The organism is Micromonospora sp. NPDC048986 (assembly GCF_040649335.1).
Taxonomy (GTDB): domain Bacteria; phylum Actinomycetota; class Actinomycetes; order Mycobacteriales; family Micromonosporaceae; genus Micromonospora; species Micromonospora alfalfae.
Window position 1 is genome coordinate 111,550 of the sequence record NZ_JBEZFJ010000017.1, and the last position, 12,162, is coordinate 123,711.

Sequence of the window (12,162 nt, forward strand, 5' to 3'; positions counted from 1 at the left end):
CGGCGCCGATGTCAGTTCCCGGCCAGCGCGTTGACCAGGAACACCTGGTCCAGCCCACCGGTGCACGGCTCGACCAGCGCCGCGTCCGCCCCGACGCTGTCGTCGTCGCGCAGGCCGACGCACAACTCGCTGCGGTCGGGCCGGATGCGGTACGCGTCGGGCGTCGCGCCGGTCGGTTCGAAGTGGAACACCTGCTTGGGCCTGTTCGCGCTGCAATCCTTCTCGTTCCAGGGTTCGAGCAGGTTCCGGCCCGGGTCCTCGTCGCGGATGGTGAGGCAACCCTTCCCGAGCACCGGGTGGACCCAGTGGATGAAGAACATTCCGTCGGCCACCGGTTCCAGCGAGGTGTCCGGTGGGGTGGCCTCCGTGCAGGGCCGCTGGACCGCTATCTCCTTGGTGTACTGGCCGGTGCGATCGCGGCCCTCGGTGAGGCACAGGTGCGGGCTGCGGACGGGGCGGATCTGACTGAGCCCCCCACTCGGCGCACGGGCACCGTTCCCCGCCGACGGGGTCGGATCGGTGGTGCGCGCGGCCTTTGCCTGCTCGTCGTCGCGTCGCTCGATCCAGAAGCCCACGCCGAGCGTGGCCAGCAGCGCGACGACGAGCAGCGCCAGCGGCGCGGGCCGCGCGAACCAGCGCGGGCGGGCCGGGACGGAGTGCTCCGGAGCCACTGTCGTGACCGCGTCGAGCGGTGGTGGGTCCGCTGCCGGGGGCGGCGGGGCCAACTGACCTGCCGCGAGGCGGTGCCGGGCCGCTAGCCACGTCTCGACCTGATCTCCCGCGCCGCACGCCCGCACGAACGCGGCCACCACCTCGGGGCGCGGCAGTGTGGACCGGCGCAGGATGTCCGCGGCGGTGCTGCGGGCCAGCACGTCGCCTGTCGACGCGGCACGCTGCTCCAGTTGCCGGTAGGTGAGCCCCGACCGGTCCTTGAGCTGGCGCAGCATCTCGACGAATTCGGCCGGGTCGGACGCGTCGTCCGGGCGTAGCTCCCCCGTGGTCATCGCCCGATTGTCCAGACACTGTGGACGCGGGGGCAAGTCGGGTCCCGACGACTGTCCGACATGGTCGGACAGGATCCGGACATGCTGCCCTGAGCTGCCCGGACAGCCCAGCGCGGCGCGCCGGGCATTGTCCTGGCCGACCGGGATACCTAGCGTCTTTCCTCGATGGCCGCGCCGCTGACCGGGGTACGGCCGACGGCTCGCGCCGGCACGGGTTCGGGCTCGACCACGCGAATGACACGGGGAGATTCGATGGATGACGCTGTCCGGGATCCGGTGCCGCAGGCGGCCACGGCGGGGGAGTACGTGGCGTTGCTCAGGGAGGTGCGGCGGCGTTCCGGTCTGACCTACCGGGAACTCGCCCGACGGGCCTCGGCGGCCGGACACTGGCTGCCGCCGAGCACCCTCGCGACGATGCTGGGGCGGACGACGCTGCCCCGGGAACGCACAGTGGTAGCGCTGCTGGCCGCCTGCGGCACCCCGGCGGTCCAGGTCGACAGGTGGCTGGCGACACGGCGGGACCTGGAGGCTCGTCTCGGCGAGCGCTATCGAGGGGAGAGTGACGCCGAACGGACCCCCGCCGGCCCCTGCACTACCGCCGCGGCGGACATCCGCCCGAGCGTCGGCTCGGTTCCGCCGCGACCCGAGGCGCCCTGGCCGGCCCGCCGCTGGCTTCGGCTGGCGCTGCTGGCGCTGCTCGGCGTCCTGACGGTCGGGGCGACAGTGACGCTGCGACCCCTCGTCCCCGCGGCGATGGACGGCGCCCCGGCCGTCGGCTGCCCGGAGGTGCTGCGCCAGGGCATGTACGGCCCCTGCGTGCTGAACCTCCAGCGGCACCTGGTGGCCGGCGGACTCACAGTGCCGGTCGACGGCTGGTTCGGCCCGGACACCACCAGCCGGGTGATGGTGTTCCAGGCGTTTGGCGGCCTGCCGGTCAGTGGCACAGCGGACGAGCGGTTGTTCGACGAGTTGGCGGGCGATCGCAAGGTTCCCGCGAGCTGGTCGGAGGACCGGATCGGCAAACATCTGCGCCGGACGTTCCCGGAGGACCCGGCCGGTGTGGTGCAGTTGGCGCGCTGCCTGTCGGGCTTGGACCCGTACCGGGTGGAGGTCGTCGAGGACGGATCGCGGCGCTGGGGGTTGTTCCAGTTCAGCGACGTGGAGGTGTCCCGGTTCGGCGTCGACCGTCAGACGGCGCTGGACGCGGCGTGGAACATCAGGACGGCCCGGGAGGTCTGGTCTCGTACCGGCGACTTCGGCCACTGGGACTGCGCCGCGTAGCGGTGACGCGTGACGCTCCCCGCCCGGTCCACGGACCGGACGGGGAGCCCCCCGTCATCCCGACTGACGATTCACTGTCGCAGGCGGTTGGCGAAGACGTACGCGCCAACGGAACGGCCGGTGGCGAGCCCGGCGTCCGCGTCGAACCGATAGTGCACGCCGAGGTAGATCCGGCTCAGGGCGTTCTCCTCGGCGGCATCGTCGAAGCCGGTCATGTGCCGCACCACGCCCACCGCGTGCGGATCGTCAGTGGTGGCGTCGAAGGCGATCGCATCGGTGCCGAAGAACCTCTTCATCACGGCGGACCAGGCCCCCGCGAAGGTGGCGTGCCCGGAGATGTAGGCCGGGAAGGGCGGCGTGTACGGCACCCCCTCGCGGGTCTTCGACAGCGGCTGCCAGCCGGGGCCCTCCGTCGCCTCGATCGCCGTCACCGGACGCCACAGGTCGACGGGCGTCTGGTACTTGGCGTCCCAGGCGGCGATGGCGGCGTCGGCGAGGGCGAGGGCGACCAGCCCGAAGAGCCGGGCGTTGGCCAGGATGCCGAGCTGACGCTGCTCCGACACGATCCGGGTGTGCGAGAAGAGTTGACCCGGCGGCTTGTACGTGCCGCCGAGGTCGTTGGCCCAGAAGAACGCGATCTGCGTCTGCTCGGGGGTCCGCAGCGACGACGTCTGACCGCCGTAGTCGCGGATCTCCTGCACCTGGGTGCGGTACTCCTGCTTGCTGAGCAGGTCGGCGTACCCGGTGGCGCCGGCTGGCAGGCCGGGCCGGAACTGCCGGCCAGAGGTGAGCGCGAACGGGGTGACCAGTCCCCAGTTCGGGCCGACCGCCGCCTTGCCGTTTGTCGGCCGCCACGCGCCGGGCACGTTCTCCTGCACCGGGTACGCCGTGGGGTTGTCGAAGCCGTCGTTGGCGCGCGCCTGGAGGTTGGCGGCGGCCGCCGCCGCACCGACGGTGTCACCACGGGCGACCTCGGCGGCGTTCACCCCTGACGGCCGGAGCGCGACGGCGGTGGCGAGGGCCTGTGAGTAGGACTGGCCCTGACCGCCGTACAGGGCGGTCAGCACGTCGTACGCGGCGCGGTCGATGGCCGCGTGCAGTGACGGCGCGACGACGTTGTCCATGGTGCCCGGGTAGCTGACCGGCACTCGTACCCGGTAGGGGTTGCCGACCCCGGTGACCGAGACGGCGGCGTCGTGCATCGACGCGTGCAGGATGGCGGCTTCGCGGGACGAGGAGGTGGGTGGCAGGTCCAGCGCCTTGTAGGTGGCCAGCAGGACACCGTTCCAGTACAGGATCGGGTCGGTGGCCGGGTTCACCGCCAGCGGGGTGAGCGACACGTTGTCCAACCGGACCGTCGTGGCGGCCTGGCCACCGAAGTGGAACAGCAGCACCGCCTTCGGGTCGCCGAACGGGGACACGAAGTCGAAGGTGTACCGGCTCATCGAGGATGTCAGCGTGACGCTCTGGTCGACGGCGGAGGTGAAGGGCGTGTCCGCCCGGGAGACCGAGACGCGCAGGGAACGGTTGACGTCGGCCGCGGCGTCGAACTGCAACCGGTACGGCTGCGCTGCCGTCACCCCGAACTCGAAGTGACCGACGAGGTCCTCCCAGACGGGTTTGCCCACTGTGGCGCTGGTGCGGACGCGCAGTTGCCCGGCGTTGACGGTGGTGCTGGTCGAGGCGAGCCGGGTCCACCAGGGCTGGGTGCTGCCGTTGTCGAACGTGCCGTTGAGGATGAGGTCGCCCGGGGCGGCGGTGGCCGGCGCGGGGCGGACGAGGGCGGTGAGGGTGCCGGCGAGGGCGACAGCGAGCACGGCGCTGAGCAGACGGCGGAGTTGCCGTGCGTTGATCGGTGGGGACATCGAGAGCCTTTCCGGTCCGGAAACCGGCGACGACCAGGTCGTTGCCGTGAGGATCGGCTCAACGTAGGAGTGTTCGCGCTGTTCAGGGCCACCGAACAGCGCCCGGAACGGTGCCGTACGGCAGCGGGCGCCGGCGTCCGGTCAGGACACCGACGCCCGTGCGGGCGGACCGCTGGCTCAGCCGATCGTCTCCCGCTCCCGCCAGGCGGTACGCAGCGAGGTCCGGCCGTTGGTGCGCAGGAGCGACCCCTCGTACACCCGGGCCCCGGCGAGGAGGAACGCGCCGGCGGCGAGCACCAGGAGGACCAGTGAGACGATCGGCTCCCAGCCGGCCGCGTCGCCGGTGAAAAGCCGCAGCGGCATGGCCGTGGGCGACGAGAACGGCAGGTAGGACAGCACCCGCATCGCTGTGGCGTTGTCGTTCAGGAAGATCACCGCGAAGAACGGCAGCATGACGGCGAGCTGCACCGGCGTCGACACCGCGGCGATGTCCTCCTGCCTGTTGGCCAGCGCGCCGGCCGCGGCCCACATGGCGGCGAGCAGCACGAACCCGATCAGGAAGAACGGCACGAACCAGCCGATCGCCGGGGCGAGCAGGCTGAGCAGACCTCCGCTGTCGCCGATCTGCAGCCCGAGCACCGCCACCAGCGCGATCAGGGCGATCTGCGCGAACGCCAGGATGGCCCCGGCCACCACCTTCCCGGCCAGCAGGGCCCGGACCGGCACGGCGGCGACCAGGATCTCCACGATCCGGGTCTGCTTCTCCTCGATGACGCTCTGCGCGATCTGCACACCGAAGGTCTGCGAGGTGATGAAGAAGACGAACGCGAAGACGAACGGCACCAGGAACGCCACCACCGGATCGACCGCGTCCGGGTCGAGCAGGCGGACGGTCGGCTGGGTGCTCAGGGCCCTCACCACGTCGTCGGGGGCTTCGTCCATGGCCAGGACGGCCGGTCCGGTGACCACCGCGGCGTCCGCGTCGTCGTCGCGGACGGCCTGTTCGGCGGCCCGGTCATCGGAGACGACCCGGACTTCCAGCCCGGCGGCGCGCAGCGGCGCGGCCAGGCTCTCGGTCACCGCCACTGTGGACGGTCCGCCGGCGAACAGCGGCGGCAGGATGGTGCCGGCCGCGGCGATCAACAGGAAGAACAGCGTGCCGAACAGGAAGGTGCGGTCGCGTAGCTTGACCCGGATCTCGCGTTCGGCGACCAGCCGGGTGGCCTGGGTGACGTTCACTGGGTGACCTCTCGGAAGATCTCGGTGAGCGAGGGGCTGACCGGGCGGAAGGCGCGGACCGGGCCGCGCGCCAGGGCGGCCCGCAGCACTGGCTGTTCGTCGGTGCCGGCCGGCAGGTCGAAGAGCACCCGCGCGCCGTCCAACTCGACCACTGTCACCCCGGGGTGGTCGCGTACCCAGCCGGCGTCGTGCTCCACCACCAGCTCGAAGCGGGGCACCGTGTACGAGTCGCGCAGTTGCTGCCGGCTGCCGGCGGCCCGGATCACCCCGTCCCCGATGATCACCAGGTCGTCGCAGAGGCGCTCCACGACGTCGAGCTGGTGACTGGAGAACAGCACCGGCGCGCCGGCCGAAGCCCGTTCCCGCAGCACTGCCACGACGGTCTCCACGGCCAGCGGGTCGAGGCCGGAGAACGGCTCGTCGAGCACCAGCACCTCGGGGTCGTGCACCAGCGCGGCGGCGATCTGGGCGCGCTGCTGGTTGCCCAGCGACAGCGTCTCCAGCAGGTCGTCGCCGCGCTCGCCGAGCCCGACCCGATCCAGCAGCGCGTCGGTGGACCGCCGTGCCGCGGCGGCGTCCAGCCCGTGCAGCCGGCCCAGGTAGGCCACCTGCTCGCGGGTGGTCATCTTGGGGTAGAGGCCCCGCTCCTCAGGCATGTAGCCGAAGCGCCGACGGTCCTGCCGGGTCAGCGGGGCGCCACCCCAGCTCACCTCGCCGGCGTCGGGGGCGAGCACACCCAGGATGATCCGCATGGTGGTGGTCTTGCCGGCGCCGTTGGCGCCCACGAAACCGGTCATCCGGCCGGCGGACACTTCGAAGGACACGTTCCTGAGCACCTGACGGTCGCCGAAGCTGCGGTCGACGCCGTCGAGGCGAAGCGTTCTGGTCACCCACTCACGCTAGATCGATGACGCCGTCGCGCCGTCCGCCCGGCGGGTGAGCGGGCGGTCCACCTCGCGGCGGACGCCATCACCCGCCGGGGCGGACCACACCGTTCTCGTACGCGAACACCACGGCCTGCACCCGGTCGCGCAGGCCGAGTTTGGCCAGCACCCGACTCACGTGCGTCTTCACAGTCGCCTCGCCCAGGTGGATGGCGGAGGCGATCTCCGCGTTGCTCGACCCGGCGGCGAGCAGCATCAGCACCTCCCGTTCGCGCGGGGTCAGCTCGGCCAACGCGGTCTCGGCGGCCGGACCCCGGTGGGCGGTGCCCGACGGGTCGCCGGGTCGGGCGAAGGAGGAGATCACCCGTCGGGTGATCTCCGGGGCCAGCAGGCCGTCGCCCCTGGCCAGCACCCTGATCGCCTCGATCAGCTCCTCCGGCGTGCCGTTCTTGAGCAGGAAGCCGCTGGCCCCGGCCCGTAGCGCGGCGAACAGGTAGTCGTCGCGGTCGAAGGTGGTGAGGATCAGCACCGCGGGCGCCCCGGGGCCGTCGGCGACGATCTGCCGGGTGGCCTCCAGGCCGTCCATCCCGGGCATCTCCACATCCATGAGTACGACGTCGGGGCGGGTGGCCCGGGTCATGGTGACGGCCCGTTCGCCGTCGGCGGCCTCACCGACCACCTCGATGTCGTCCTCCACCTCCAGGATGACCCGGAAGCCGGTACGGACGAGGTGCTGGTCGTCGGCGAGCAGCACCCGGACCGCCGGACCGGTGCCGGGTGCGTGCTGGGCTGCCGCGCTCATGCCGACGGCTCCGCGCCGGCTGCCGCCTGCTGTCTGTCGCTCGGCTCCCGCTGTGGGCCTACCGGTCGGTCCGCCGACGCCGCCAGGGGGAAGCGGGCACGTACCCGCCAGCCGCCGCCGGCCCGTGGCCCGACCTCCAGGTCGCCGTCGTGGGCGGTGACCCGTTCGCGCATGCCGATCAGGCCCAATCCGACGGTGTCGGCCCGCCCGCCGCCCCGCCCGTCGTCGGTCACGTCGACCTCCACCTCCCGGGCCAGGTACCGGACCCGCACGTCGAGCAGGGCCGCCTCGGCGTGCTTCAGGGTGTTGGTCACCGCCTCCTGCGTCACCCGGTAGGCCGTCTGGGAGACCGATTCGGGCAACGCGACAGGGTCGCCGTACACGCCGAGGGTGGCCGTCAGTCCGGCGGCCCGAGCCCGCTCGATGAGTTCGTCGATCCGTTCGACGCCGCCGGCCGGCGGCGTCGCCGCGTCGGTTCCGGCGGAGGTCCGCAGCACGCCGAGCATCCGACGCAGCTCGTCGACGGCGGTGCGGGCGCTCTGCTCGATGGCGGTCAGCGCGGTGCGGGCCTTACCCGGGTCGCGGTCGAACACCCGGCGGCAGGCGGATGCCTGCACGCCCATCACCGAAACGTGGTGGGCGACCACGTCGTGCAGCTCGCGGGCGATCCGGACCCGTTCGCCGAGCACCGCCCGTTCCCGGGCCTCGGCCTGCGACCGACGCAGGTCCTCGGCCTGGGCGCGCAGTTCGTGCTCGCGGCGTGCGGCCACCCACGCGGTCTCGCCGAAGAAGTACGCGAAAGCGAAGACCAGCACGTTGAGCAGGACGCCGGTGACCATGGCGGCGAGCGCCGGTGGCACCGGCCCGACGGCCTCGGAGAAGGAATCCGCCGGAATGTGGTCGATCATCACGGTGTAGTAGATCCCCAGCCAGGCGAACATCGTGGCGATCACGCCGATCCGCAGCCGGCGGGAGAGCTGACGGTCCTGCCCCCACGCCCCCACGGTGTAGAGCGCGCAGAACAGGGCCCAGGAGGAGAACTGGATCTCCGGTGCCGAGCGTGCCTGCGCGGCGATGAACACCACCGAGACGACCAGCAGGGTGGCGGCCGGGCGGCGTCGCCGCCAGATCAGCGGCAGGGTCACCGCGACGGTCCAGAACAGTTGCTCCGCCCCGGACGGCGGTGGGCCCAGCAGGAACGCGCCGGTGCTGCGGGCCAGGGTCAGACTGACCAGCGCCAGGCCGGTCATCCCCAGGCCGATCCAGAGGTCGTTTCGGCGCTGCTCCGCCGTTGGACCCGGACGACGCCATTCGGGTCGCGCTGCCACTGTCATCCGGGAACGATGCCACGCCGCCTCCCGGGCCCTCGAACCGGGCGGGCCGCCGTGCTCAGCACGACGGGCGACGGCCCGGCGCGGGGTGCGCGCCGGGCCGTCGGGTGGAGTGTCGGGTCAGGTGGCGCTCACGCCGTCTGCCGGCGGGTCTTGATCGCGGTGTCGATCAGGTCCCAGATCATGACCGCTGCCGCGCCCACAGCGATGGCCAGGCCGAGGGCGTCCCGGTTTTCTGCCTCCGCCACCCAGCTCAGGCGTTCGGCCAGGGCCGGGTTGAGTAGGCGGTCGGAGAGCGCCAGCCACGCCAGCGGCACCGCGAACGCCAGGTTGAGCACCGCCTTCGTGCCGAACAGAGCCCAGGTCCAGCGGTCCATCCGGTACTTGACGACCTCGAAGATCACGCTGAGCGCCAGCACCCCGATCAGCGCCGGCAGCCAGAACGACCACAGAGCCGGGTCGAGGATCGGGATGTTCTCGCCGTCGGTGCCGCGCACCCAGGAGTGGTAGCGCTGAAGCGGCAGGTACGCGATGGTCAGCACCAGCATGATCACCGATGCGATGGTGTCGGCGAGGGGGATGCCTCGTCGCACCGGTGCGTCGGGCAGTTGGTCGACAGTCCACTCCGGCAGGTCCACGGCCGTCTGGGTGCGTTCGATGATGGCGAAGGTCAGGGTGAGCCAGAAGGTGATCTGCACGGCCACCTGCATGGCCGCGACGATGCCCGGCCCGATGGCGCCGAAGCCCTTTCCTTCGGCCGCCTCGACCACCGTGACGATCGTGCCGACGAGCGCTGGGATGAAGCTGAGCAGCAGCTTCAGCAGTCGCAGCCAGAGCAGGTAGTAGGTAGGGCCGATGAGTTGCAGCCGGCGGTCGGCGTACCGGGCGGCCAGCACGTCGGGGTTGCCCAGCTCGGTGAGCACCTCCCGCTCGGCGCTGCTGGCGTCCTGCCCGCCGTCGGTCCGACCCTCGATCATGTCGTCGATGGAGGCCCGCAGCTCGCTGGCGATCTCGTCGCGGCGCTGGGTGGGCACCGATCGCAGGGTGGCGGCGAGGTAGCGGTCGGTCAGGGTGTTCATCGGTCCACTCCTTGGATCAGCCCGGTGATGGAGGTCTGCACGGCGGCGAGGTCGTCGAGGAGGCGGTTCAGCATCGACTCGCCCTCGTCGCTGGTCCGGTAGAACTTGCGCGGTCGGCTCTCTTCGGTGTTCCACTCGCTGGTCAGCAGCCCCTGGTCCTCCAGGCGGCGCAGCAGCGGGTAGAGGGTGTTGGCGTCGACCGGGAAGCCGTGGTCGCTGAGTCGTTGCAGCAGTGCGTAGCCGTAGTCCGGTCGGCGTAGCGCGACCAGGCTGGCCACCACGACGGTGCCTCGACGCAACTCCTGCAGGTGCGTCCGTAGAACATCCTCGCTAACCATGCGTCACACCATACTGTGTGGCACACAGTGTTGTCCATCCCGACATCATCGTGTCCGTCCACCCTCCGTCCGGGGTGATACGGACTGCGGGGCGCCCGGTGGACACCGGACGCCCCGCACCTGGGCCAGATCAGCAGGATGCGCCCTGCCGGAAGTTCCGCTCGACGAAGCTGGCCAGCCCGACCTGGAAGTAGCCCACCCCCGGCCGGATCGGGTGCCCGGTGAACAGCTCCACCCGCGACCCGACCCGGACCAGGTACGCCTCGGCGTCCCCCGCGTCGTTGCGGATCAGCGAACCCCGCCGGCCGTAGATCGCCTCCAGCTCGTCGAAGGACATGCCGACAGAGGCGCCAGCGGGGGACTGCGGCGGCGCGGTGGCCGTACCGACCTCCACCAGCCGACCGTCACGGAAGGCCAGGATGAGCACGCCAGCCCAGGAACCGGTCGCGCCGGCGTGTACCACCCCGCCGCAGCTCGGCGCGGTCCAGTCGATGTGCCCGTTGGCGGTGAGCGACGCCAGGCTCGCGCCGATGCGGTACACGCCGACGCCGCCGACGCCGAGCACCTGCGGGTGGCTGTGCCCGGCGAGCGTGGCGGCGGCGATCGGGGCGTGCGCCGACGCTGGCGCGCCGCCACCGAGCACCGGGGTTGCCCAGGCCGCACCGGCGTCGACCAGCGGGACGAGCGTGCCGAGCGCCAGCGCGGCGGTGGTGAGGAGGATCGAGGGTCGGTTCATGGTGCGCTCCTTCGGTGATGGGTATCTGCCCTGTTAGTCACCGCGCCCGGCCCAACGGTTCGTCGGCTTTCCGACCGGCCCGGTCTACTGTTCAGAGAGACGCCGACCGCCCGTGCTGGCCGGGGGTGACGCGGTGACGGCTCCGCAACGGATCGGGCCCTACGCCGTCGAGCGACTGCTCGGCGTCGGTTCGTTCGCGACCGTCTGGCTGGGCTACGACCGGGCGCTCGACGCGCACGTGGCGATCAAGGTGCTGGCCGAGAACTGGAGCCACGACCTACGGGTGCGGGAACGCTTCCGCGACGAGGCCCGGCTGCTGCGCCGGCTGGAGCACGAGCGGTTGGTTCGGGTGCACGCCGTCGGTGAGTTGCCCGACGGGCGGCCGTACGCCGTGCTGGCCTGGGCGGACGGCGGCAGCCTGCGCGACCGGCTGGCTCTTGGTGAGATCTCCGTGCCGGCGGCGTTGCGCCTGCTCGGTGAGGTCTGCGCGGGCGTGAGCGTGCTGCACCGGCACGGCGTCGTGCACCGCGACCTCACCCCGGGCAACATTCTGTTCCAGGCCACCGGGGCGGCCTCCGGCGCCGAGCGGGTGCTCATCGCCGACCTCGGTCTCGCCAAGGCGCTCGCCGCCGCCTCCGGCCTCACCGCCCGGGCCGGTACCCCCGGCTACATGGCACCGGAGCAGGACGACCCTGGCGCGGTTATCGACACCCGCGCTGACGTGTACGGACTCGGTCGGCTCGGGATCCGGCTGCTCGCCGCCGAGCCCGGGTCCGACCCGCCCAGCTCGGTCGGCGCCCTGCGACTGCGCGACGGCGTGCCGGCGCGGGTGGCCGCGGTGCTCGTCCGGGCCACCGCCCACCGGCCGGCCGAGCGCTATCCGGACGCCGCCGCGCTGCACGCCGCGCTCGACCGGGCCACCGCCGTCCGGCAGCCGCCGTCATCCGCTCCGGTGGCCCGTCACCCGTACCGGATGCTGTTGGCCGGAGCGGCCGTCGCGGCCGTCGCAGTGGTGGGCCCCGAGCCGGGCCACACCGGGGCCCAACGAAACACCTACACCGCCGGACCGCTCACAGTGACGTTGCCGGACGGCTGGTCGGCCACCGGGGCGACCTGGGCCGGTCAGTACGACGCCGACGGCGAAGCGGAACCGGCGCTGGTGATGTCGCCGCAACCCCGCCGCTGGGCCGCCGACCCCGGGGTGCCCGGCGCATTCGTCGGCGTCTCGGCCAGCACGGCGGCGCGCACCACGCCTGCCGGGTTCCTGGCCGAGCGCACACACGGGGACTGCGCGTCCGCGCCGGCGCGCACCACCCGCCGGGCGGGCGTCGAGTGGACGGTGGTGGCGTACCGCTGCGACCGGGGCCGGCCGCGGATCGTCGAGTCGGCGGGGCGGCATCCGGGCCACGGCGCTCTGGTGTACGTGCAGGTCGTGCCGCCGGTGGACGGCGGGCCCGACTTCGTGGACGCATTGCTCGACGGCGTGCGGGTGCGGTAGCGGGGCCGCCGCGGTGCGGACGAACGTGCCCGGTGCCGCGCCTCGGATGGAAGGCTGGCAGCGTGGCGCAGAAGTGTTGTCGGGCTGCGGTCCCCGCTGGCTGTG

Annotated in this window: 11 protein-coding genes; 2 read left to right on the forward strand and 9 right to left on the reverse strand. The window is 72.3% G+C overall.

All coding sequences use genetic code 11. The features are described from left to right. Nucleotides 1-11: 11 nt before the first annotated feature. Nucleotides 12-1,004: a helix-turn-helix domain-containing protein gene (locus AB0B94_RS28895; RefSeq protein WP_357287459.1), complete on the reverse strand. Its 993-nt coding sequence runs from the start codon at nucleotides 1,002-1,004 to the stop codon at nucleotides 12-14. A 252-nt stretch (nucleotides 1,005-1,256) separates the two neighbouring features. On the opposite strand from AB0B94_RS28895, the gene AB0B94_RS28900 reads away from it, so the two are divergent. After that, nucleotides 1,257-2,285: a peptidoglycan-binding protein gene (locus AB0B94_RS28900; protein WP_357287462.1), complete on the forward strand. Its 1,029-nt coding sequence runs from the start codon at nucleotides 1,257-1,259 to the stop codon at nucleotides 2,283-2,285. Nucleotides 2,286-2,356: 71 nt separating this feature from the next. Here AB0B94_RS28900 and AB0B94_RS28905 read toward each other — a convergent pair whose 3' ends face one another. The 8 genes from AB0B94_RS28905 to AB0B94_RS28940 all read right to left on the reverse strand — a co-directional run bounded on the left by AB0B94_RS28905 (nucleotide 2,357) and on the right by AB0B94_RS28940 (nucleotide 10,559). Further along, nucleotides 2,357-4,150 (reverse strand): carbohydrate binding domain-containing protein, encoded by a 1,794-nt coding sequence (locus AB0B94_RS28905; RefSeq protein WP_357287465.1) that lies wholly within the window; start codon nucleotides 4,148-4,150, stop codon nucleotides 2,357-2,359. A gap of 177 nt (nucleotides 4,151-4,327) precedes the next feature. Beyond that, on the reverse strand, nucleotides 4,328-5,389 hold the full coding sequence (locus AB0B94_RS28910) for an ABC transporter permease (RefSeq protein WP_357287469.1): 1,062 nt from the start codon (nucleotides 5,387-5,389) through the stop codon (nucleotides 4,328-4,330). Beyond that, the gene (locus AB0B94_RS28915; protein WP_357287472.1) at nucleotides 5,386-6,279 is read right to left on the reverse strand and encodes an ATP-binding cassette domain-containing protein; all 894 of its coding nucleotides are present in this window, start codon (nucleotides 6,277-6,279) and stop codon (nucleotides 5,386-5,388) included. Before AB0B94_RS28915 ends, AB0B94_RS28910 begins: the two co-directional genes overlap by 4 nt. Before the next feature lie 79 nt (nucleotides 6,280-6,358). Further along, complete coding sequence (locus AB0B94_RS28920; protein WP_357287475.1) at nucleotides 6,359-7,075, reverse strand: response regulator transcription factor; 717 nt, start codon at nucleotides 7,073-7,075, stop codon at nucleotides 6,359-6,361. Further along, a complete protein-coding gene (locus AB0B94_RS28925; RefSeq protein WP_357287478.1) occupies nucleotides 7,072-8,409 on the reverse strand; it encodes a sensor histidine kinase in 1,338 nt (445 codons plus the stop codon). Before AB0B94_RS28925 ends, AB0B94_RS28920 begins: the two co-directional genes overlap by 4 nt. A gap of 128 nt (nucleotides 8,410-8,537) precedes the next feature. Beyond that, nucleotides 8,538-9,485 carry a permease prefix domain 1-containing protein gene (locus AB0B94_RS28930; protein ID WP_357287481.1) on the reverse strand — a complete coding sequence of 316 codons (948 nt, stop codon included), beginning with the start codon at nucleotides 9,483-9,485 and terminating at the stop codon, nucleotides 8,538-8,540. After that, nucleotides 9,482-9,823: a PadR family transcriptional regulator gene (locus AB0B94_RS28935; RefSeq protein WP_091401756.1), complete on the reverse strand. Its 342-nt coding sequence runs from the start codon at nucleotides 9,821-9,823 to the stop codon at nucleotides 9,482-9,484. Before AB0B94_RS28935 ends, AB0B94_RS28930 begins: the two co-directional genes overlap by 4 nt. 130 nt (nucleotides 9,824-9,953) lie before the next feature. Next, nucleotides 9,954-10,559 carry a hypothetical protein gene (locus AB0B94_RS28940; protein WP_357287484.1) on the reverse strand — a complete coding sequence of 202 codons (606 nt, stop codon included), beginning with the start codon at nucleotides 10,557-10,559 and terminating at the stop codon, nucleotides 9,954-9,956. Between the two features lie 133 nt (nucleotides 10,560-10,692). Between AB0B94_RS28940 and AB0B94_RS28945 the strand changes: the two genes are divergently transcribed. Next, nucleotides 10,693-12,057: a serine/threonine-protein kinase gene (locus tag AB0B94_RS28945; protein WP_357287487.1), complete on the forward strand. Its 1,365-nt coding sequence runs from the start codon at nucleotides 10,693-10,695 to the stop codon at nucleotides 12,055-12,057. The last annotated feature ends 105 nt before the right edge of the window (nucleotides 12,058-12,162 follow it).